This window comes from Micromonospora sp. WMMC264, assembly GCF_027497275.1.
Classification (GTDB): domain Bacteria; phylum Actinomycetota; class Actinomycetes; order Mycobacteriales; family Micromonosporaceae; genus Micromonospora; species Micromonospora chalcea.
Genome location: NZ_CP114907.1, coordinates 5,423,679 through 5,444,487, shown reverse-complemented (window position 1 = coordinate 5,444,487; position 20,809 = coordinate 5,423,679). Strand labels below are relative to the sequence as shown.

Genomic DNA, 20,809 nt, shown 5'->3' with positions numbered 1-20,809 from the left:
TCCGGTGTGAGGGAACCGGCCCAACTGGGGGTACGGGCCGGTGGAACGGTCCACTGGTGGGACCAAGGGTGAACATAGACACTGCTGCGACTGGTGGGAAGACGCGTGCGTCGATTTGTTGCAACTTTTTGTTGAGAACGCTTTTCACCGTCACACACCTGCCCGTCACCGAGCCGTTGACCAGCGACGATGCGCGGAGCGGCGATTGCAGAGACATGCATGGATTAATGGGTTACGCGGAAGGGCCGGGAGCGCTCACGCTCCCGGCCCTTCCCCCATCGAGCTAGATCAGATCATTTTTCGGTCATTCCGGTTCCGCTTTGACCGCGCCCGTTTCAGGGACGCGGCGGGACCACGTACACCTGGGCGTACGAGTTGTCCTTGGCGGCCCGCTTGATGATGATCGAGACGCCGTACTGGACGCCCGCGTCACCCGGGTTGCCGGTGCCGAGCACGATCGCCCCGCCACCCAGCGTCGAACCGTAGTAGTCCGTCGCCGGAGTGCCGTCCGGGTTCACCACCCGGGTCGTGTACTGCTGGTTGCCCCGCGACGGGACGACCACCGAGGCGTCGTTGTCCCGCGCGTACGCGGCGCCGTCACGGATCTCGATGCCCGGGTACCAGCCCTTGGCGTCGGTGAAGCCCTTCACCGGCGCCTGCGGGCCGAACTTCGTGCAGTACTCGCTGTACGGCTCGTCCGCCGCCTCCAGGCACTCCTTGAACGGGTACGTGGGCTTGAGGCCGAACGCGGCGTTGGAGGACTGCGGCCGGCTGGGCAGGTTCTTCAGCACCGACGGGTCCTTCTCGGCCGCGGTGCCCTTGCGGCGCAGCGGGTCGTTGTGCGAGTCGACGATCAGCAGACCGCCCTTGGCGCCGTAGCTGGGCAGCGCGGTCATCTGCGCGGTGACGTGGTTGACGTCGCCGAGCTGGGTGTCCCGGTACCAGACCAGCATGCCCGGCGCGTTGTACGCGATCCGGTCGACCTTCCAGGCCTCGTGCGAGTAGACGGTGTCGTAGGTGTACTTCAGGCCGTTGTCGAAGCCGTCGAAGTTACGCCACTCGGCCAGGTAGTAGTGCGACTTGACCTGCGTGCCCGAGTCGATGTACCAACCCGCGCCGCTGGTGTCGGTGAAGGTGCCGCCGGTCTGGGTCCAGCCCGCCGCGCCGCTCTCCACGTCGTCGCTCCACGTGGTCGCGCCGCCGCCGGTCACCGAGAAGTCGTCGGCGAACCAGCCGCGCTCGACGAACGCCTCGTCGGTGGCGTACCGGAGCCGCACCTGCACGGTCTGCCCCGCGAACGACGACAGGTCGACGTAGTCGTGCCGCCAGCCGCCGGTGCTGCCGCTCAGGCCGTACTTCTTGTTGCCGAAGTCGACCATCCGGCCGTTCGGGTCGGCGTAGCCGTCGTTTGTGGAGACGAGCGCGCCGCCCTCGGCGTACACCTTCTGCTCGTTCCAGGTGGCGCCGCCGTCGGTGGAGACCTCGACGAAGCCGAAGTCCCAGTCCGCCTCGATGACGTAGTTGTTCCACATCCAGAACTTCGCGTCGGCGGCGTTCGGGACGGTCACCGTGCGGCTGAGCTTGACGTCGGCCCAGTTCTGGTCCGCGCCGGAGTACCACATGTTGCCGCCGCTGTGCGGCGTCGCCAGTGAGATCACCTTGTCCGGCAGGTCGATCTTGATGCCGTCCTCGGTGCCGACCGGAGTACGCGACGTCTGCCCGAGCTTGACCAGTTTGGACCGGTCACCCGGCCCGAACGTCTTCGGCTCGGCCCAGCCCAGCACCCACTTGTCCCACAGGCCCATGTGGGTGGGCAGCGCCTGGAAGATCTCGCCGGAGTGCGAGCCGGACGCCATCAGGTCCCAGAAGTCCACGTCCGAGTCGGCGTTGCCGGAGGTGTCGTAGAGGTCCGGCAGGCCCAGGTCGTGGCCGAACTCGTGGGCGAAGACGCCGACGCCGGCGTCCTCCGGCTGCACGATGTAGTTCGACACCTTCAGGTTGGTGCCGGGGATCGTGTAGCCGCCGGCCACCGTCGAGGAGTGCGCCCAGACCGAGTAGATGCCGATGTCGCCGCCGCCACGGGACTTGCCCTGGTTGGCGTGCACCAGCACCAGGTGGTCGATCACGCCGTCCGGCTCGTGGTAGTTGCCGTCGCCGTCGCGGTCGCTCTGGTCCTCGATGTCGTAGTCGGCCCAGGGGAAGTTCGGGTCGGCCGCGGCCAGCGCGTCGATCGCGTCGGTGGCGAGGCGGCCGGCGCCCTGCGGGTTGTCCGGGTGGCCGTTCATCGACTGCTCACGCCCGGCGACCCAGTTGCCGTTCTCGTCCTGGAAACAGCGCGACGCGGCGTACCAGCCCTCCGAGTGCGGCACCGTGATCCACGGGGTGGCCTGCCCGTCCACCGTGTACGCGCCCTTGGACATCTCCAGGTACATGTTGTGCATGGTCCGCCCGGCGAGGCTGATGCCCGGCTTGCCGTCCGGCCCCTTGAGGTCCTTGCGGACCCGCTCGGTGATGCCCTTCTTGCTGTAGAGCATCTTGTCGTAGTGGGCCGGCGAGAAGTCCGGCACCCACATCGAGTTGTTGTCCTTGTGCGGCAGCGTGGCCGGGTTCGGGATGGTGTTGTGCCGCGGCCCGTTCTGCACCGTGCCGGGAACGCAGGTGCGGTCCTCGAACACCGTCTTCGGGACCATCACGCCTGTGAAGTCGTCGTTGGCGTTGTCGTTGAACTCGACGAGCAGCGTCAGCAGCTTGGCGGTCTGCGTACTCTTGGCCTGCTTGATCTTGCGAGGGCTCTTGCCGGTCCGGATGGACTTGGCCTCCAGCTTGGCCAGCTCACGGGCCGCGATCGGGTTGCCCCCGGCGTACTTGCGGTCGTAGGCGCGGGCCTCGTCCGCGGGCGAGGTGAAGACGCCGTCACGGCCCTTGATCTCCTTGCCGCCGGTGTCCGGCTGCACCTCGGGCTCGGCGTAGTTGATGTAGTGCTCGTCCGCCCCGATCGTGACCGGTGCGGACCGGGACGGCTGGGCCGCCGCGCTGCCCGTCACGGTCAGCGACGTGGCCGCGAGCGCGATGACGGGCAGCGCGACGAGTAAGCGTCGCCGTGCCCTGTGCTGCGACATGGGGAGCATGCCACTCCGTTCGTAGGGAATGGTGGGGAACCGGCCGTCTCACTGACGCTCGTCGAAATCCGCCGGTGCGGCTGAACGTAACCGACAACAAGCGACATCGACAGTGGTGGAAAAGTGCTCTGGCCGATCAGGTCAGATCGGGTCCCCCGATCGACCGGCGCGGATCCCGGATACGACGAAGGGGGCGGACCGCGCCGCGGTCCGCCCCCTGGTCGGCTGTCGTCAGTCCTCGTCGGACTTGCCGCCACTCATCCCCGACGAGATCAACTCCATCACCGAGGAGTCCTGGAGCGTGGTCACGTCGCCGAGCGACCGGTTCTCCGCCACGTCCCGCAGCAACCGGCGCATGATCTTGCCGGAGCGGGTCTTCGGCAGCTCCGGCACCAGCATGATCTGCCGCGGCTTCGCGATCGGGCCGAGCGTCTTCGCCACGTGGTTGCGCAGCTCGGCGATGAGCTGCTCGCCCGCGTCGCCGGCGGTCTCCGCGGTGCCGCGCGGGATGGCGAACGCGACGATCGCCTGCCCGGTGGTCGGGTCGGTCGCGCCGACCACCGCCGCCTCCGCCACCGACGGGTGGCTGACCAGCGCCGACTCCACCTCCGTGGTGGAGATGTTGTGGCCGGACACCAGCATCACGTCGTCCACCCGGCCGAGCAGCCAGATGTGCCCGTCGTCGTCCTTCTTCGCGCCGTCACCGGCGAAGTAGACCCACTCGTCGCCGGTGTTGGCGCCCGCGCCGAACCGCGACCAGTACGTCTCCAGGAAGCGGTTGTCGTCGCCCCACACCGTCCGCAGCATCGACGGCCACGGCTCCTTCAGCACCAGGTAACCGCCGCCGCCGTTCGGCACCGACTCACCCTGGTCGTCCACCACGTCGGCGACGATGCCGGGCAGCGGGCCCATCGCCGAGCCGGGCTTCGCCTCGGTCACACCGGGCAGCGGCGAGATCATGATGGCGCCGGTCTCGGTCTGCCACCAGGTGTCCACCACCGGCAGCTCACCGCGGCCGACGTGCTGCCGGTACCAGATCCACGCCTCCGGGTTGATCGGCTCACCGACGCTGCCGAGCAGACGCAGCGACGACAGGTCGTAGCCGGCCGGGATGTCCTCGCCCCACTTCATCATGGTGCGGATCAGCGTCGGCGCCGTGTACAGGATGGTCACCTTGTACTTGTCGACGATCTCCCAGAACCGGCCCTTGTGCGGGGTGTCCGGCGTGCCCTCGTACATGACCTGGGTGGCGCCGTTGGAGAGCGGGCCGTACACGATGTAGGAGTGCCCGGTCACCCAGCCGATGTCGGCCGTGCACCAGTAGACGTCCGACTCCGGCTTCAGGTCGAACACCGCGTGCGTGGTGTACGACGCCTGGGTCAGGTAGCCGCCGGTGGTGTGCAGGATGCCCTTCGGCCGGGCCGTCGTGCCGCTGGTGTAGAGGATGAACAGCGGGTGCTCGGCGTCGAACGGCTGCGCCTCGTGCTCCGGCGCCGCCGTCTCCACCGTCTCGTGCCACCAGTGGTCCCTGCCCGACCAGGCGACCTCCTCACCGGTACGCCGCACCACCAGCACGTGCTCCACCGACGGGCACTTCGCCACCGCCTCGTCCACGGTCGGCTTGAGCGCCGACGGCTTGCCCCGCCGGTACCCGCCGTCCGCGGTGATCACCACCTTGGCGCTGGCGTCCTGGATCCGGTTGGTGAGCGCGTCGGCGGAGAAGCCGCCGAACACCACGCTGTGCGTGGCGCCGATCCGGGCGCAGGCGAGCATCGCCACCGCCGCCTCCGGGATCATCGGCATGTAGATCGCCACCCGGTCACCGGCGGTCACGCCCAGCTCGGTCAGCGCGTTCGCCGCCTGGCAGGTGAGCCGGTGCAGGTCGGCGTAGGTGACGGTGCGGGTGTCGCCCGGCTCGCCCTCCCAGTGGATCGCCACCTTGTCGCCGAGGCCCGCCTCGACGTGCCGGTCCAGGCAGTTGTACGCCACGTTCAGCGTGCCCCCGGTGAACCACTTCGCGAACGGGGCGTTCGACCAGTCGAGCACCTGCTCCCACGGCTGGGCCCAGGCCAGCCGGCCGGCCTGACGCGCCCAGAAGGCCAGCCGGTCACCGGCCGCCTCCTCGTACGCCTCGGCGGTCACGTTGGCGTTCGCGGCGAGTTCAGCCGGCGGCGGGAACTGGCGCGTCTCGTTCAGCAAGTTGGCCAATGCCTCGCTCATGCGGTGACTCCTTCGTCGCGTGACCTGCGTCTCCTACTCCGGGGAAGGTTAGTCCCGCCGTACCCCGGTCGCGACCGCCCGGCCCCGCACCGCGCGCCCAGCGGCCCTCCCCTCGCGCCGAGGTGTAAGGAAGGGCCCCTTGTTAACGCCTCCGGTAGAGGAAGGGACCCTTATTAACAACCCCGGGCATGGGGGGAGCCCGGCGGTCGCTAGCGTGACGGGGTGACCACCGATCCGCTCGCCCCGCTGCTCGCGCTCGCCGACGTCGCCCCCGCCGTCGAGCAGGCCCGCGAGCGGGTCGACCTGGCCCACCGGCACCGCGCGCTGCGCCGCCAGGGCGGCCAGGTCGCCGCCGAGGTCAGCCTCCGCTCCGCCGTGGCCAGCGCCGCGCTGGAGGGCCGCGTCCACGACCGCGAGGAGGTACGCGCCGGCACCGTCACCGACCCGGTGATGCAGGGCGCGCTGCGGGTGGCCGGAGCGCTGCCCGGGCTCAGCGACCTCTGGCCCAAGGCGCCCCGGCAGGTGCTGGCCCGGCTGCACGTGCTCGCCGCCCGCGACGTGGTGACCGAGGAGGAGTTGGGCCGGCCGGTCGCCGACCCGGTGGTCGCGGCCCGCCTCGACGGCCTGGCCGCCCTGGTCGCCGGCGGCACCAAGGTGCCACCGCTGGTGCTGGCCGCCGTCGTACACGGCGAGCTGCTGAACCTGCGCCCGTTCCCCGGCCCGTCCGGGGTGGTGGCCCGCGCCGCCGCCCGGCTGGTGCTGATCTCCACCGGGTTCGACCCCCGCGGGCTGGTCGCTGTCGACGTCGGTCACCGCGAGCGCGAACCGGAGTACGTGGGCGCGGCCGGCGCGTTCGCCACCGGCACGCCCGACGGCCTGCGCTCCTGGCTGCGGCACTACATGACGGCTGTCGAGGTCGGCGCCGACCAGATCACGCTCATCGGCGACGAGATCCTCGCCGCGTCCTGAGGTCGCGGGTGTCAGGCGGTCGGCGCGGCGGTGCGGGTGCGGCGGTGCCGGCCGTACCAGGCGATGCCGATGGCCACGCCGACTCCGACACCGAGCGCCGCGGCCGCGACCGGCACGGCCGGCCGCTCACGCAGGCGGCGGCCCAGCGGAATCGGGTGCCGGAACTCCAGCACCGGCCACGAGTTCTCCACCGCCAGCTTGCGCAGCGCCCGGTCCGGGTTGACCACCGTCGGGTGCCCCACGCACTCCAGCAGCGGCCGATCCGAGTACGAGTCGGAGTACGCGTACGAGTCGCTGAGGTCGTAGTCGCGTTCCAGAGCCAGCTCGCTGACCGCCTCGACCTTGCTCGGACCGGCGGCGTAGAACTCGACCTCACCGCTGTAGCGGCCGTCCACCACACCCATCCGGGTGGCGATCACGTCGGTGATCCCGAGCAGCTCACCGATCGGCCGGACCATCTCGTCACCCGACGCGGAAACCAGCACCACGTCCCGGCCGGCGGCCTGGTGCTCCTCGATGAGGGCGGCCGCCTCGGCGTACACATAGGGGTTGATCAGTTCGTGCAGCGTCTCCGCGACGATCTGGCGGACCTGTTCCACCGGCCAGCCCTTGCAGAGTGTGGCCAGGTAGTCCCGCGTGCGGGCCATGGTCTGCTCGTCGGTGCCGCCCAGCCGGAACATCAACTGCGCGTACGCCGACTTGACCACGTCACGCCGAGTGATCAGCCCGTCCCGGTAGAACGGCCGACCGAATGCCAGTGCGCTTGACTTGGCGATGACGGTCTTGTCGAGATCGAAGAAAGCGGCGCTGCGGCCCACGGCGCGAAAGTCTAGCCCGACAGCGGCGCGGAGGCGTCCGCCCAGGGTCATGGAAGTGGATGAGCACCCGCAGGAGTGACGGCGGTCACATCTGATGTGCAAGAAATTAGCTTTGCGTGGACTGAACACCACTCGACGTATAAGGGTCGGCTGCGGCATGCTTGTCCTCGCGACGGGAGTTCACATTCCCGACGCCGCAGGCCTCGGCGGTTGCACCCCCCGTAACCGCTGAGTCGGTTCGGCTCGACCCCCCCGGAGCCGAACCACAAGACGACCCCCGTCTCCCCCCGACGGGGGTCGTCCCTTTGCGCCGTGAGCGTTCCGCCGCAGGTCACAGCCCCTCCCCGTCGCCTACGGGCGGCGTCCCCGGCATCGGGCGGGCTGAACCGTACGGCTTCCCGCGATGCCCGGACTCCGGCCTGGTTGCAGATCGGTCTCAAGGCCCTGTCGCAGAACCAGCAGGCCGACATGATCGTCCGAGGTGGCTTTCTGCGGTACGGGGAGGAACGGCGTGGGCGCGAAGACGGCACTGCTGGCGTTTACTGACGGCGACATTCGTCCGGCGCTGCGTGGCGCCGGGCGATCGGCGCGAGCCGAAGTCGAGGCGTTGATACGTCGAGTCCACCCCGGCCACGTCGTCGAACCAGCCGACGACGACACCCTGCTCGACGGCGTCTACCCGCCGGACGGTGTCACGTACGCCACCGTGCTGGCCGGGGCGGAGCTGTACTGCGACCGACGGGTCATGCTCGACCGCCCGTCCGAGCTGCCGGAGCACCTTCGCCTGGCCGGAGCAGGCCGGCGAATCATCATGCACGGGATGCACTCTGCCGTGGACTGGCTCGGCTTCGCGGAGTGGGAGGACGGCGTACTGGTCAGATCGCTGAGCCTGTCGCCCGGCGGCAGCATCCAGGAGAACATCGGCGAGCCGTACGACTTCGAGCTGCCGTACTGGGCCGGTGAGCATCGCGTCGAGCCGGGCCCGTACCCGTTGCCGTTTCATCCCCTCGACCTCGGCGAGGAAGCGTTGCGTGCGCTGTTCGGCTTCGTCGTCGAGGGCCGTCCGTCCCCCGACGACATCGACCCCGACGATGTTCATCTGCACGGCTTCCGCGTGAGCGACCCGTCCGGCGAGGAACAGGCCGCCCGTCAGGCCGCATATGCGGAGGCACTGCGAGCCATGGGACCGCCGCGGAGGTACCGCATGGGACCGGACGGAACGATGCACGAGATCAGCTCCTGACCCGCCGACGGGCGGACCAGCAGGCGCGTGCCCGGTCAGGTGGGGCCGAGCGCCGTGAGGAGTTGCGTGAACCTGGGCGCCACCAGCCGCCAGGAGCATCGGGTGGGGTCGGTCCAGAAGTCACTGGCGACGACCCTCGGGTCGGCGACGTCGGTGCGGTAGTCGAGCGCGAGGGCTACATCGTCTCCAGGGTCCCGGTTGACCGCGATGAACACCGCGCGATCGGCATCGAGCCACGGCAGGGCGACCGGACGATTCATGCGGCTGCCGCGGGTCACTCGAAACAGCTGCGACAACGGGGCGTCGTCGGCGAAGAGGTCCAGGGCATTGTTCTCGAACCGCATTCCGTCAAGACTGGTGGGGAACATCAGTGGGTATTCGAACCACGGCATGACGCTCCGGAGCACGTGGTCTCCGGGGTGCCGCCAACGGTCCTGTTCCAGCAAGGTGGCCAGCGTGGTGGGCAGGGGGAGACCTCGGACCGTCCAATCCTGTGGACGAGGGCTCTTGTGCACGTCACCTCGCAACGTCAGATGTCGGCAGGGCGGCCAGAGTAGCTGTTCACGGCGCGTAGGCGGGGTCGGCGACGGCCTCGGCGATGCGGGTGAGCCAATGCAGGTCGTTGGCCCGGGACTCCGGACTGGCCCCGGGCCTCAGGATGCTGCGAAGGAACTCGGCGGCATCGTCGAGGTGTCGCTCGCCGCGGTAGTAACTCAGCAACCTCTGATCCGGCTCGACCGGGCCGTAGCCCCGCCGGAATAGATCGGCCCGGCGCGCGTCGGCCGGGTGGTCGCCGAAGTCCCGGCTGTAGACGAACATCAGGTCCCGCTCGCGCGGCGCGAGCATCGGCGCGTCCCAGTCCACGACGTGTAGCGGACCGTCGCCGTCGGCGATCAGGTTGCCCGGGTGGATGTCGGCGTGGGCGATGACGTGCCGAGCGCGCGTGACACCGGACGCAAGCTCATCCACCGTGTCCGCCAATCGGTGCAGCGCGGTGCCGTACCGTTTCCAGAACGCGCCGAGGGCGTCGCTCGCCGCGGCCTGATCGCCGAGCGTTCGCAGCCGCTCGCCCGCGGTCGACCGATAGGTCTCCACCGGCAGGACGGCGGCGAGTTCGGCGCTCGGCGTGACCTGGTGCAGCCGGCCCAGGAACTCGCCGTACCCGATCCACTGGCGGTCGGTGAGACCGCGAGCCCACAGACTGCCGCCCTCATGGAACGGGTAGAGCAGCAGCCGGTAGCCCTCGAAGCCGTGTACGGCGCCGCCGTCCGGCAGGTCGATCGGCGCGACGACCTGCCGGAGGCCTCGCGCGCGGAGGAATCCGGGCAGCGCGACGGCGGCCCCTGTGAACTCGCCGCGGCGCAGCTTCAGGAAGTACCGCGCACCGCCGGTCGTGTCCACCCGGTACGCCCAGGCGTTCCCGTCGAGCCCCACCGGCAGGAACACGAGGTCGGCGACGCTCAGGGCCCAGGCGGCGGCCACCTCGGCGGCCAGCAGCGGCTCGTCGACGCCAGGTCTGTCGATCACAGCCGGAGCGTCGCAGCCGGGGTCCCGGCCGGCAAGCGAGTTGTGGTCGGGTCAGCGAATCACCGCGCGCGAGGTGTGCCTGGCCGGCTCGAAACACACCAGCGCTCCGCCGCGCTCGTCGGTGACCACCCAGGGATGACCGACGTACGTCTGCTGCCGGTAGGACTGCCCAGGCTCGAGCAGCGCGTACCGCTGGCGCCGGCCCTCGTAGTTGAGCCAGTAGACGGCGACGCGCTCCCGCCGGGTGTTGACGAAGTCGATGAACGTCTCCGGTCCGCCGCCGTGTGAACGCAGCCTCCGTTCGTGTGTCGGCGACAACGATCTGAGCTCGTCGGGCCCGGCGACAGGCGGTTTCGAAGGTCTGGAACGGGAGGGCTTCGGCGACGCCGGCTGACTGGTCGGAGCGGCCGCCCGGCTCGGCTCGGCCGTCCGGGTGGGCAGGACGGAGCGGCTGGAGAGCGACACCGGCGGCGGCGACCAGGACGCCTCCGGTGGTTCCGCGGCCCCCTTGGACAGCGCCGGGGATGCCAGGATCGCCTGCCCCTCGATCGGCGGTGGAAGGTCGGGGCGGCGGGGCGTCGCGAAGGCGCTGACGATGCTGGCGAGCACCACTACCACGAGCCCGACCGCGATCGCGGCGAGCGCTGCCGGTGACGGATCGCGCAGCCAGGCCTCGCCGCCGGTCGGTCCGTCGGGCAGCGCGTGGCGCGGAGGTGGGGGAATCGCGAGGGGATGCGATGAATCGGTCATGGCCTCGAATCCGCAAAGCCGGTGCCGTCCATGGAGCGGCGAGGGGTCCCCGATTATCCGTTACTGATCATCCCCGTAGTCAATGGCTGACCGTGCGTTCGCTGCTAAACCCTCGCGCCACATAGCAGATCCACTCCTCCGCCGAGGTCTGTCCACATCGCATTCCGCCGTCCACAGGGGAGTCCGCATCTCCCGCATTCGGCTCATCGGCCGGGCAGGCTGCCGGGCACGTCCGAGTCCGACCGAGGGAGACAGCCATGCCGCCCCGCACTCCGCTCCCGCCGTACCGTCGCCTGCCTCTGCTCGTCACCTCCGACGGCGACCTTCTCGACGAGCTGTTGCGACTCGCGGCCGCCGGTGGCACCGAGGTCGAACTGGCCGCCGACCCGGCGGCCGCCCGGGCCCGCTGGGCGCCGGCGCCGCTGGTCCTCATCGGCGCCGACCAGGCGGCGGCCTGCCTGCGGGCACGCCTTCCCCGCCGCGCCCGCACGGTCCTGGTCGGTCGCTCCGGAGAACTCGATCCGGGTACGGAGTTGGCCGAGCTGATCGGCGCGGAGCACGTCGCGACACTGCCGGCGGCCGAGCCCTGGCTGATCGACCGGTTCGCCGAATGCGGGGCCGGCCCGGCGGGTCCGCCGTCGGGGCGGGTGGTGGCGGTGCTCGGCGGGCGGGGCGGCGCCGGGGCCAGCGTGCTCGCCGGCGGGCTCGCCGTCACCGCGGCCCGGTCACGCCTGCGCACGCTGCTTGTGGACGCCGACCCGCTCGGCGGCGGCCTCGATCTCGTACTCGGGTGGGAGCAGCTCGACGGGTTGCGCTGGCCCGAGTTGGCCGGCACGGACGGGCGCGTCGACCCGCCGTCGCTGGTCCGCGCGCTGCCCAGCCGAGGCGACCTGGTGGTGCTCTCCTGGGATCGCGGGGACCTGCGGCACCTGCCGGCCGAGGCGATGGCCGCCACTGTCGACGCCGGCCGTCGCGGGCGGGACCTGGTTGTGCTAGACCTGCCTCGGCACCTCGACGACGCGGCGGTGATCGCGCTCCAGGCCGCCGACCGCGCGCTGCTCGTCGTACCGGCCGAGCTGCGGGCGGCAGCCGCGGCGGCCCGGGTCGCCGCCCTCGCCGCGCCACACTGCGTCGACCTGTCGGTGATCGTGCGCGGCCCGGCGCCCGGCCGGCTCCGCGCGGCCGAGGTGTCCCGGGCGCTGGGCCTGCCGCTCGCCGGCACGCTGCGGCCCGAGCCGGGGCTGTGCCGAGGGCTGGAGCGGGGCGAGGCGCCGGGCGCGAGCGGCAAGGGCCCACTCGCCGTCCTGTGTCAGCGGCTCGTGGACGAGCTGGTCGGGTCGTCGGCGGCGGGTGCGGCATGACCGGGCCGGCCGACCCCGGGGAACTGGCCGTCCGGGTCCGGCACCGGTTCGCCGCCGAGGCGACGCCGGTCACCCCGGCGGCGATCGTCTCGGCCGTACGCGCCGAACCGGCGACCGCGGTGCTCGGCGACACCACGTTGCTGCGGATCGCCGACCGGGTCCACGACGACCTGATCGGCGCCGGTCCGCTCGCGCCGCTGCTCGCCGACCCGCAGGTCACCGACGTGCTGGTGAACGGGGTACGGGTCTGGGTCGACAGGGGGCAGGGGCTGCGTCAGGTGGCGGTGCCGCTGGGCACGCTCGACGACGTACGCCGGTTGGCGCAGCGCCTCACCGCCGCTGCCGGACGCAGGCTGGACGACGCCGCGCCGTACGCCGACGCGCGGCTGCCCGACGGCACCCGGTTGCACGCCGTGCTGCCGCCGGTGGCGACCGACGGGCCGTACCTGTCGCTGCGTACCTTCCGGCAGCGGCCGTTCACCCTCGACGAGCTGGTGGATCGGGGCACGGTTGCCCGGCCGGTCGCCCCGCTGCTCGCCGCAGTGGTGGCCGGCCGCCTCGCGTACCTGGTCAGCGGCGGCACCGGCTCCGGCAAGACGACGCTGCTCAACACGCTGCTCGGGCTGGTGCCCGGCACCGAGCGGATCGTGCTGGTGGAGGACGCCGCCGAGCTGCGGCCGGTGCACCCGCACGTGATCGGGTTGCAGGCGCGCACCGCGAACGTCGAGGGCGCCGGGGCGGTAGGGCTCGGTGACCTGGTCCGGCAGGCACTGCGGATGCGGCCGGACCGGCTGGTCGTGGGCGAGTGCCGGGGCGCCGAGGTGGTGGACCTGCTCGCCGCGTTGAACACCGGCCACGACGGCGGGGCGGGGACGCTGCACGCGAACGCTCCGGCCGACGTCCCGGCCCGGCTGGAAGCGCTCGGGATGCTCGGCGGTCTGCCGCGCCTCGCACTGCACGCGCAGGTCGCCGCCGCGCTGCAGGTCGTCCTCCAGCTCCGCCGGACCGGCGAGGGACGGGTGCTGGACTCCATCGGCCTGCTGCTGCCCGACGGCCCCGACCGCGTGGTGACAGTGGTTCCGGCCTGGGTACGAGGACGGGGTCCCGGTCCGGCGGCCCGTGCGCTCGGCGCCCTGCTGCGGCAGCGGGGTGTGCCGGTGCCGCCGGTCCTCCGGGTGCCCGGGGCGGAACCGTCGTGACCGCGCAGCTCGGGCTGGTGGCGCTGCTTCTCGCGGTCGCGGCAGCGGCCGTCGCCTGGCCGGTACGCGCGGGTCGCGCCCGGCGACTGGCGGTCCTGGGCGGCGGTCCGGCCCAGCGGGCAGGCGGTTCGGGCCGTCCGCTCGACGCCGGGCCGCAGTCGTCCGGCCAGCCACCGGGCCGCGCTCGGGAACCAAGTCGGCCCGGAGCCGGGCACCCGGCACATCAGTGGATCAGCCCCGGCCCTGCCGCCGACCGGGCAGGGCAGTGGACCGGCGGCGGGCCTGCTCCCGAGCCGGCGCAACGGGCAGGGGAGTGGGCCGGCCTCGGGCCTGTGTCCGCGCTGGCGCATCGGGCACGGCGGTGGGTCGGCCTTGGCCCGGGGACGCTCGCGGCGGACGGCGACCGGGCCGCCGGTCCGCCGGTCCTGTTCACGCCTCGACGCGCGCTACCCGTGGCGGCGCTGCTCGGCGCCGTGTCCGGGGCGCTGCTCGGCGGTCCGGTGGCGGCCCTGGCGCTGGCCACCTACGGCGTCCTCGCGGCCCGGGCGGTGCTGCGTCGGCGTACCCGAAGGGCGGCCGCGCTCGCGCACCGCCGCGACCTCGACCGGCTCGCCGCCGTCGCCGCCGACCTGCGGGCCGGGCTGCCGGCCGACCTGGACGACGGGCCGGGCCGGGTCGCGCGCCTGGCCCGGGCCGCCGGGAAGCTGGCCGACCGCACCGGAGCGCCCCTGGCCGACCTGCTGGAACGGATCGAGGCCGACGCCCGCGCCGCCGACCGGGGGCTCGCCGCTGCCGCCGCCCAGGCCGCCGGGGCCCGGGCGACCGCCTGGCTGCTCGCCGCGCTGCCCCTGGGCGGGATCGGCCTGGGCTACGGCATCGGGGTGGACCCGGTGGCGGTGCTCCTGCACACGCCGGTAGGTGGCGGCAGCGCGCTGGCGGCCGTTGCGTTGCAGGTCGGCGGGCTGCTCTGGGCGGAGCGGCTCGGCGTCACACCCGGGCGGGCCTCTTGATGTCCCGCCAGATGCTGGCCGCCGTGTGCCTCGGTGGCGCCGCGTCGCTCCTGCTCGTCGCCGTTCCGGCGGCCCGCCCGGCCCGGCGGTTGCGCCGGCTCGCCCCGGCGCCCCGGCGGCCCCGCCCGGCGTGGTGGCCGGATCGGGTACGGCTGGGCGCGGCGCTGGCCGGGCTGGCCGTGCCGGTGGTGGTCGGCGGCTGGACCGGTCTGTTCCTCGGGCTGCTGGCCGGTGTCGCCGCCGATCGCCTGCTCCGGCGGATCGAGCCGCGCGCCCTCCGGGAGCGACGGCTGCGGGAGACGGCCGATCTGCCGCTGGCCGCGGACCTGCTGGCCGCCGCGCTGCGGGCGGGCGCGCCGGTCGACCGTTCGGCGCTGGCGGTCGCCGAGGCGCTCGGCGGTCCGCTCGCTGACCGGCTCGGCCGGGTGGGCCGCACGCTGGGCCTGGGCGGTACGGCAACCGAGGCATGGGCGCACCTGAGCTGCGTGGCCGGGGCCGAACCCGTGGTCGCGGCGGCGGTCCGGTCGTCGAACAGTGGTGCCGCGTTGGCTCGCGCGTTGACCCGGCTCGCCGACGACCTCCGCGCCGAACGGTCGACCGCCGCGGAGGCGGCCGCCCGGCGCGCGGGCGTGCTCATCGTGCTGCCGCTCGGGCTCTGCTTCCTGCCCGCCTTCATTCTCGCCGGTCTGGTGCCGGTGATCGTCGCCGTTCTCGGCGACGTGCTGTGAACCATCGAGAAGGGACGAACGACATGCGCAAACTCCTCACCCGCCTGCGGGGTGACGCCGGCATGAACACCGCCGAGTACGCCGTGGGCACGCTCGCCGCGGTCGCCTTCGCCGGCATCCTGTTGAAGGTGCTGACCTCCGGCAACGTGCAGTCCGCGCTGACCGCCGTCATCGACCGGGCCCTGAAGTGATCCGGCGCCGGTGGGCCGACCGCTGGTTTCCCGCTCCGGCGCACCCGCTGGGCGTCCCGGCCGAAGCGGGCCCGATCCGCGGCGCTGCCGGCATCCGGGCCGGGGCGGTCGGGCGTGCCCTCGTCCGCCTGCTCCGCCGGGGACGTTCGTGGGCAGCGTGCGAGCGGGGCTCCTTCACCGCCGAACTGGCGGCCGGCCTGCCGGCGCTCATGCTGCTGCTCGTCGCGGGGCTGACGGCGGTGAACGCGGTCGGTACCCGGGTCGGCTGCGTCGACGCAGCCCGGGAGGCGGCGCTCGCTGCGGCCCGGGGCGAGTCCGGCGAGGTCGCCGGCCAGCGGTACGCCCCCGACGGCGCCGAGGTGTCGGTGACTGTGGCAGGCGACCGGGTCACGGCGACGGTTCGGGCGCCGGTCCGGACGTTCGGCGCGCTGCTGCCGCGACTGAGCGTGTCGGGGCAGGCGGCAGCGGCTGTGGAACCCGGCGCGCCGGGGCCGGTGCCGTGACGGCCGTCCGGGCGTCGTGCCGAACCGCCGCCGAGCGGGGCGGAGCCACTGTGTGCCTGCTCGCGATCGGGCTGGTGTTCGTGCTGGTCGGGATGTTCGGCGCCGCGCTCGCGGCAGCCCGATGCGCTCGGCACCAGGCCCGCAACGCGGCGGACTTCGGGGCGCTCGCCGGTGCCGGGCGGGTGCTCGACGGCGTCGAGGGCGCGTGCGCTCGCGCGGCCGAGCTGGTGGCGGCCAACGGCGGCCGGATGACCGGCTGCCGGATCGACGGGCTTGATCTGATCGTCACGGCGCGGGTACGTGTCGAGCCGTTGCCCGGGCTGACCCGGGACGCCACCGCGACGTCCCGGGCCGGGCCGGCCCGGGACACCGACGGTTGAGGCGGCCGAGCCGGGGGCGTCGATCGCTGGCGCTCCGGGCTCGGCCGGCGGGTGGAAAAGGTGGCGCGGGGTCAGCGGGACTGGAGCGCGTCCAACCCGACGGCCATCGCGATGACCAGGCGCCGGTCGATCTGCGGGTGGGGGATGTCGACGACGTACCGGTCGCGCAGGCCCCACTTCTTGTCGACCGAGAACACCGGCTGGCCACCGGCCACGAAGTCGAAGTGGTACGGCAGCCAGGAGAGCGAGTCGACGAACCGGCGCAGCAGCGCGACCGGCAGGCTGCGCTCCTGCCCGGTGGCCGGCGGCAGCCCGGGCTGCTCGACGTGCCACGTCGAGCGCAGCAGCGACTGCGCGAAGTCCTTGCGGAACAGCCCGATCGGGTTGCCGGCGTGGTCGGTCACGTCGTATGTGGCGCCGAGGTCGAGCCGCTGCCGGGCCTTGAACCCGAGAAGGGGGTACTGCTTGGAGTCGTCGGTGTAGATGGTCACCTGCTCCTTAAAGGCGAGCCGCTTCTGCTGCGCGAACGCGAGCAGCCCGGCCTCGGAGCCGTCGGGTGCCGCGGCGTGCACCTCGTACTGGTTGACCATCATCCGGATCCGCTGTCGGACGATGAACCGGTTATGGGCCTGCAGGTTGTCGAGCGACATCAGATCTCCTTCGAGGGGTCGCCGGAGTCTCGCACAGCAGGCCCGCCGCCGCTTGCCCCCGCTCGCGCCAGGATCACCGCTCGCGAGGGCCTCCGGCTTCCGGGCACCCACCCACCCCACAAGGCGAACGACGACGAAAGGTCAACGACCGCCGTCGACCGTGGCCTTCATCGCCCAACTGTTCAGCACCTGGTGAATGCCGCGCAGGCGCTCGTTGATCTGCTCCAGCCGCTCCGCCTGGGCGAGCGTGGCCAGCGCGGTGCCCAGCGCGATCTGCTGGTCGGGGGTTAGGTTTTCCTGGTCGATGGTGTAGAGCAATTCGACGGTCTCGGCGATCGTGTCGGCCACGGCGGCACCTCCGGCGGGACGGGTCTGGGGTCACCTGCGCTACCGGAAATGATGCATGGAAGCGCTCCCATACATCAATGCCCCGAGGGCCCTGCCCTCATGCACCCGTCCCACCAACCAGACTCCCGGGGCACGGCCCACCTTGATCGACACCAGTTCGGCGAAGTGTCGGGGTCCAGCAGCCGCCGATACAGCAACCTCCCCGAACTGGCGGGAGGCCCCACCCGACGGGCGCGGACCAGGTCAGGCGGGTGGGCCACCGGCCGTCTGAGCTGGGCGGGCCACCCGGTCGCCCTGCCGGGGCAACACCTCGCCGCTCCCCGGGCCGCCCGCGTCCGGGCCGGCACCCGCCTCCGGGCCGTCCGCCTCCGGGCCAGAGGTGGGCGGGTCCGGGTCGGCACCCGCGTCCGGGCCGCCGACCGTGGCGAGATTCACCAGCACCACGTCGAGGACCTTCACCGCCTCTGCCTTCGCCAGCGGATTGTTGCCGTTTCCGCACTTCGGGGACTGGACGCACGACGGGCACCCGGTCTCGCACCCGCACTCGGCGATCGCGTCCCGGGTGGCGCGCAGCCAGGCGGCGGCGGTGCCGTACGCCCGCTCGGCGAAACCCGCCCCGCCGGGATGCCCGTCGTAGACGAAGACCGTGGGCGCCTCGGTGTCCGGGTGCAGGGCGGTGGACAGCCCACCGATGTCCCAGCGATCGCAGGTCGCCATCAGCGGCAGCAGGCCGATGGCGGCGTGCTCGGCGGCGTGCAGCGCGCCCGGCACGTCGGCCGCCTCGACACCGGCGGCGGTCAGCGACTCGGGGGAGAGCGTGAACCACACCGCGACGGTGCGCAGCTCCCGGGCCGGCAGGTCGAGCGGGCGGGTGTCGATCACCTCGCCGGTGGCGATGCGCCGCCGCTGGTACGACACCACCTGGCTGGTCACGTCCACCTCGCCGAGGAAGAGACCGACCGGGCCGGCGTCCACGTACGAGCGGACCGACACCACCGACAGTGAGGTGACGTCGCGGGCGTGGGTGGACCAGTCCGGCTCCTCGGCGTGCACGAGCGCGCACCCGTCGGCCAGGTCGAGCGAGTCGACCACGTACGAGACGCCCTGGTGCAGGTAGACCGCGCCGGTGTGCAGCAGGAAGTGCGACGATCCGCCGTCGACGGTGCCGAGCAGCCGGCCGGTGGACTCCTCCACCACGCAGACCGGGGCGCCGCCCTCGCCGCGCAGGTCGACCTCGGGGCGTTCCCGGTGCCGCCAGTACCAGCCGGTGGGCCGCTGCCGCAGCGCCCCCGCCTCGACCAGCGAGTCCACCGCTTCCTTCGCGCCCTCACCGAACAGGTCAAGGTCGGCGGGGGTGAGCGGGGACTCGTGGGCAGCGCAGGCGAGCTGCGGCGCGAGGACGTACGGGTTGGCCGGGTCGAGCACCGTCGCCTCGACCGGCCGCCCGAACAGCGCCTCCGGGTGGTGCACCAGGTAGGTGTCGAGCGGGTCGTCCCGGGCCACCAGCACGGCGAGCGCCTCGTCGCCGGAACGCCCGGCCCGCCCGGCCTGCTGCCACAGCGACGCGCGGGTGCCGGGCCAGCCGCAGATCAGCACCGCGTCCAGCCCGACCAGGTCGACGCCGAGTTCGAGCGCGTTCGTGGAGGCGAGCCCGAGCAGGTCGCCGTGCAGCAGCGCCCGTTCCAGCTCGCGGCGTTCCTCGCGCAGGTAGCCGGCCCGGTAGGCGGCCACCCGCTCGCCGAGGCCGGGGACCGCCTCGTCCAGCGACCGCCGGGCGTTCGCGGCGACCACCTCGGCGCCCCGGCGGGACCGCACGAACGCGAGCGTGCGTACCCCCTCGACCACGCTGTCGGCGAGCAGGTCGGCGGTCTCCCGCAGCGCGGAGCGCCGGACCTGGACGAGGTCGGCGTCGGGAGCCGAGTCGGAGGGCGGCAGCAGCGGCGGCTCCCAGAGCGCGAACGTCACGCCGCCGCGCGGCGACGTGTCCTCGGTGACGGCGGTGACTGCTAGACCGGTGAGCCGCCCGGCCGCCGTCGCCGGGTCACCCGACGTGGCCGAGGCCAGCAGAAACACGGGGGTACGCCCGAAGCGCGCGCACTGCCGCCGCAACCGCCGCAGCACGTGCGCGACGTGTGAGCCGAAGACGCCCCGGTAGGTGTGGCACTCGTCGACCACCACGTACGCGAGGCGGCGCAGGAACCCGGACCAGTGGGCGTGACCGGGCAGGATGCCGTGGTGCAGCATGTCCGGGTTGGTCAGCACGAACCGGGAGTGTCGCCGAATCCACTCCCGCTCGGCGCGCGGCGTGTCCCCGTCGTAGGTGGCGGGGCGTACCCCGTCGAGGTCGAGACCGGCGACGGCGCGGAGCTGGTCGGCGGCGAGCGCCTTGGTCGGCGCCAGGTAGAGCACAGTGGCGCGCGGGTCGGCGAGCAGCGTGCTCAGCGCGGGCAGCTGGTACGCCAGGGACTTGCCGGACGCCGTGCCGGTGGCCACCACGACGTGATTGCCGGCGTACGCCAGCTCGGCGGCCTCGGCCTGGTGCCGCCACGGGGCGGTGACGCCGCGCCGCGCGAACGCCGCCCGCAGTTCCTCCGGCGCCCAGCCGGGCCACCCGACCGGCTCGCCGGCCCGCGCCGGGACGCGCTCGACGTGGGTGACCGGGTCGGTGGGGTGCCGCAGCCGCAGCCGGCGCAGCAGCTCACCCGGAGCACGCCGCGGGCCGGGGCTGTGGTCGGTCACGTCCTGCACTCTCGCACTGGTGTTCGGAATTGGGAACCGCAGGGTGGGGGTAAGGGAGGGGCGTGGCCGGTGATCCGAGAGGGCCGCACGGGGGATGGTTAGATGCCCTGGAGAGTTTACCGAGGAGGGGCCGATGGAGCTGTCGCTGGCGACCCGCGCCGTGGGGGAGCACACGGTGCTCGAGGTCGGTGGTGAGGTGGACGTCTACACCGCCCCCCGCCTGCGGGAACGGCTTCTTGAGCTGATCGACGGCGGGGCCCGCCACGTGGTGGTCGACCTGGGCCGGGTGGACTTCCTCGACTCGACCGGACTGGGCGTGCTGGTCGGCGCGCTCAAGCGGCTGCGCTCGGCCGGCGGCTCGTTCGCCCTGGTCTGCGACAAGGAGCCGCTGCTCAAGATTTTCCGGATCACCGCCCTGGACCAGGTCTTCCCGCTGCATCCGACGGTCGACGCGGCCATCGCCGCCGACTCCACCGGCGCGTGATGGCCACCGTCAAGCTTTCCTTCTCTCCGGCCCCGGTGCACGTGCGTACCGCACGCCTGGTCGGCGTCGCGGTGGCCCGGCGGGCCGGCGTACGCGAGGATCTGCTGGACGAGGTGCGCCTGGCCATCGGTGAGGCGTGCACGCGGGCGGTCGCGCTGCACCGGCAGTACGGCCTGGCGGATCCGGTGTACGTGGAGATGTCCGACACCGGCGGCTACACGGTCCGGGTGGTGGACCGGGCGCCGATCGAGGCGGGCCTCGGCCTGGCCGCGCTCGGGCCGGACGAGCTGGCCAAGGAGTCGCTGAGCGAGGACGCGCTCACCACCGGGGTGGGCTTCGCGCTGCTCGCCGGTTTCGTGGAGGACCTCCAGGTCCGCCCGGTCGACGAGGGCGTCGGCACCGAGGTCCGGATGACCTGGCCGGCCGGACGCGCCTGACCTTCCCGTTCACGTAGGCCGCGTTCCCCGCACGGGGAGCGCGGCCTCGTCGTGTTGACCGGGCCATATATCAGATTTCTTCGTATAACACAGTTACGAAGATCATCGAGACACGGTGCCCCCTGCCTGTGAC

The 20,809-nt window shown here is 72.6% G+C and carries 20 protein-coding genes; 11 read left to right on the top strand and 9 right to left on the bottom strand.

Translation table 11 applies throughout. The annotated features are described in order from the left end of the window. Positions 1-335: 335 nt before the first annotated feature. Positions 336-3,119: an immune inhibitor A domain-containing protein gene (locus O7542_RS23960; RefSeq protein WP_231915639.1), complete on the bottom strand. Its 2,784-nt coding sequence runs from the start codon at positions 3,117-3,119 to the stop codon at positions 336-338. Between the two features lie 231 nt (positions 3,120-3,350). Next, on the bottom strand, positions 3,351-5,339 hold the full coding sequence (gene acs / locus O7542_RS23955; protein ID WP_281605239.1) for an acetate--CoA ligase: 1,989 nt from the start codon (positions 5,337-5,339) through the stop codon (positions 3,351-3,353). A gap of 222 nt (positions 5,340-5,561) precedes the next feature. On the opposite strand from acs, the gene O7542_RS23950 reads away from it, so the two are divergent. After that, positions 5,562-6,308, top strand: coding sequence for an oxidoreductase (locus O7542_RS23950; protein WP_043327263.1), 747 nt, complete (start codon positions 5,562-5,564; stop codon positions 6,306-6,308). 11 nt (positions 6,309-6,319) lie between these two features. Here the strand turns inward: O7542_RS23950 and O7542_RS23945 are convergent, their stop codons facing one another. Further along, positions 6,320-7,126, bottom strand: a complete 807-nt coding sequence (locus tag O7542_RS23945; RefSeq protein WP_064448445.1) for an HAD-IB family hydrolase — start codon at positions 7,124-7,126, stop codon at positions 6,320-6,322. A gap of 511 nt (positions 7,127-7,637) precedes the next feature. Here O7542_RS23945 and O7542_RS23940 point away from each other — a divergent pair. Continuing rightward, positions 7,638-8,369, top strand: a complete 732-nt coding sequence (locus O7542_RS23940; RefSeq protein WP_043327259.1) for a hypothetical protein — start codon at positions 7,638-7,640, stop codon at positions 8,367-8,369. Positions 8,370-8,404: 35 nt separating this feature from the next. Here the strand turns inward: O7542_RS23940 and O7542_RS23935 are convergent, their stop codons facing one another. From O7542_RS23935 to O7542_RS23925, 3 genes are all read right to left on the bottom strand, one after another. Further along, the gene (locus O7542_RS23935) at positions 8,405-8,815 is read right to left on the bottom strand and encodes a hypothetical protein (protein WP_140946281.1); all 411 of its coding nucleotides are present in this window, start codon (positions 8,813-8,815) and stop codon (positions 8,405-8,407) included. A gap of 115 nt (positions 8,816-8,930) precedes the next feature. Beyond that, a complete protein-coding gene (locus O7542_RS23930) occupies positions 8,931-9,896 on the bottom strand; it encodes an aminoglycoside phosphotransferase family protein (protein WP_281605238.1) in 966 nt (321 codons plus the stop codon). A gap of 51 nt (positions 9,897-9,947) precedes the next feature. Next, entirely contained in the window at positions 9,948-10,646 is a 699-nt protein-coding gene (locus tag O7542_RS23925; RefSeq protein WP_166455711.1) for a hypothetical protein, read from the bottom strand. Between the two features lie 257 nt (positions 10,647-10,903). Between O7542_RS23925 and ssd the strand changes: the two genes are divergently transcribed. The 7 genes from ssd to O7542_RS23890 all read left to right on the top strand — a co-directional run bounded on the left by ssd (position 10,904) and on the right by O7542_RS23890 (position 16,018). Then, the gene (gene ssd, locus O7542_RS23920; protein ID WP_064448448.1) at positions 10,904-12,007 is read left to right on the top strand and encodes a septum site-determining protein Ssd; all 1,104 of its coding nucleotides are present in this window, start codon (positions 10,904-10,906) and stop codon (positions 12,005-12,007) included. Beyond that, a complete protein-coding gene (locus tag O7542_RS23915; protein ID WP_064448449.1) occupies positions 12,004-13,206 on the top strand; it encodes a TadA family conjugal transfer-associated ATPase in 1,203 nt (400 codons plus the stop codon). The genes ssd and O7542_RS23915 overlap by 4 nt, the downstream gene beginning before the upstream one ends. Next, on the top strand, positions 13,203-14,216 hold the full coding sequence (locus O7542_RS23910; RefSeq protein WP_348651582.1) for a hypothetical protein: 1,014 nt from the start codon (positions 13,203-13,205) through the stop codon (positions 14,214-14,216). Before O7542_RS23915 ends, O7542_RS23910 begins: the two co-directional genes overlap by 4 nt. Further along, positions 14,216-14,944 carry a type II secretion system F family protein gene (locus tag O7542_RS23905; protein WP_281605236.1) on the top strand — a complete coding sequence of 243 codons (729 nt, stop codon included), beginning with the start codon at positions 14,216-14,218 and terminating at the stop codon, positions 14,942-14,944. Before O7542_RS23910 ends, O7542_RS23905 begins: the two co-directional genes overlap by 1 nt. 23 nt (positions 14,945-14,967) lie before the next feature. Continuing rightward, positions 14,968-15,135: a DUF4244 domain-containing protein gene (locus O7542_RS23900; RefSeq protein WP_013283643.1), complete on the top strand. Its 168-nt coding sequence runs from the start codon at positions 14,968-14,970 to the stop codon at positions 15,133-15,135. Between the two features lie 128 nt (positions 15,136-15,263). Next, positions 15,264-15,638: a TadE family type IV pilus minor pilin gene (locus O7542_RS23895; protein WP_064448478.1), complete on the top strand. Its 375-nt coding sequence runs from the start codon at positions 15,264-15,266 to the stop codon at positions 15,636-15,638. Further along, complete coding sequence (locus O7542_RS23890; RefSeq protein ID WP_281605235.1) at positions 15,635-16,018, top strand: Rv3654c family TadE-like protein; 384 nt, start codon at positions 15,635-15,637, stop codon at positions 16,016-16,018. The genes O7542_RS23895 and O7542_RS23890 overlap by 4 nt, the downstream gene beginning before the upstream one ends. A gap of 71 nt (positions 16,019-16,089) precedes the next feature. Here the strand turns inward: O7542_RS23890 and O7542_RS23885 are convergent, their stop codons facing one another. From O7542_RS23885 to O7542_RS23875, 3 genes are all read right to left on the bottom strand, one after another. Continuing rightward, positions 16,090-16,668, bottom strand: coding sequence for a hypothetical protein (locus tag O7542_RS23885; RefSeq protein ID WP_043327247.1), 579 nt, complete (start codon positions 16,666-16,668; stop codon positions 16,090-16,092). A gap of 141 nt (positions 16,669-16,809) precedes the next feature. Continuing rightward, positions 16,810-17,016 (bottom strand): hypothetical protein, encoded by a 207-nt coding sequence (locus tag O7542_RS23880; protein ID WP_043327245.1) that lies wholly within the window; start codon positions 17,014-17,016, stop codon positions 16,810-16,812. A gap of 243 nt (positions 17,017-17,259) precedes the next feature. After that, positions 17,260-19,755 (bottom strand): DEAD/DEAH box helicase, encoded by a 2,496-nt coding sequence (locus O7542_RS23875; protein WP_281605234.1) that lies wholly within the window; start codon positions 19,753-19,755, stop codon positions 17,260-17,262. A gap of 133 nt (positions 19,756-19,888) precedes the next feature. Here O7542_RS23875 and O7542_RS23870 point away from each other — a divergent pair, with 133 nt between their 5' ends. Together O7542_RS23870 and O7542_RS23865 are read left to right on the top strand one after the other, a co-directional pair. Next, entirely contained in the window at positions 19,889-20,239 is a 351-nt protein-coding gene (locus O7542_RS23870) for an STAS domain-containing protein (RefSeq protein ID WP_013283649.1), read from the top strand. Next, positions 20,239-20,676, top strand: coding sequence for an ATP-binding protein (locus O7542_RS23865; RefSeq protein ID WP_043327241.1), 438 nt, complete (start codon positions 20,239-20,241; stop codon positions 20,674-20,676). The genes O7542_RS23870 and O7542_RS23865 overlap by 1 nt, the downstream gene beginning before the upstream one ends. Positions 20,677-20,809: the final 133 nt, after the last annotated feature.

Bases quoted from the DNA above. Each gene is read 5' to 3' on its own strand.
- ssd (WP_064448448.1), top strand. From the start codon at position 10,904: ATGCCGCCCCGCACTCCGCTCCCGCCGTACCGTCGCCTGCCTCTGCTC.
- O7542_RS23925 (WP_166455711.1), bottom strand. From the start codon at position 10,646: ATGACCGATTCATCGCATCCCCTCGCGATTCCCCCACCTCCGCGCCAC.
- acs (WP_281605239.1), bottom strand. From the start codon at position 5,339: ATGAGCGAGGCATTGGCCAACTTGCTGAACGAGACGCGCCAGTTCCCG.
- O7542_RS23915 (WP_064448449.1), top strand. From the start codon at position 12,004: ATGACCGGGCCGGCCGACCCCGGGGAACTGGCCGTCCGGGTCCGGCAC.
- O7542_RS23960 (WP_231915639.1), bottom strand. From the start codon at position 3,119: ATGTCGCAGCACAGGGCACGGCGACGCTTACTCGTCGCGCTGCCCGTC.
- O7542_RS23870 (WP_013283649.1), top strand. From the start codon at position 19,889: ATGGAGCTGTCGCTGGCGACCCGCGCCGTGGGGGAGCACACGGTGCTC.
- O7542_RS23905 (WP_281605236.1), top strand. From the start codon at position 14,216: ATGTCCCGCCAGATGCTGGCCGCCGTGTGCCTCGGTGGCGCCGCGTCG.
- O7542_RS23900 (WP_013283643.1), top strand. From the start codon at position 14,968: ATGCGCAAACTCCTCACCCGCCTGCGGGGTGACGCCGGCATGAACACC.
- O7542_RS23885 (WP_043327247.1), bottom strand. From the start codon at position 16,668: ATGTCGCTCGACAACCTGCAGGCCCATAACCGGTTCATCGTCCGACAG.
- O7542_RS23865 (WP_043327241.1), top strand. From the start codon at position 20,239: ATGGCCACCGTCAAGCTTTCCTTCTCTCCGGCCCCGGTGCACGTGCGT.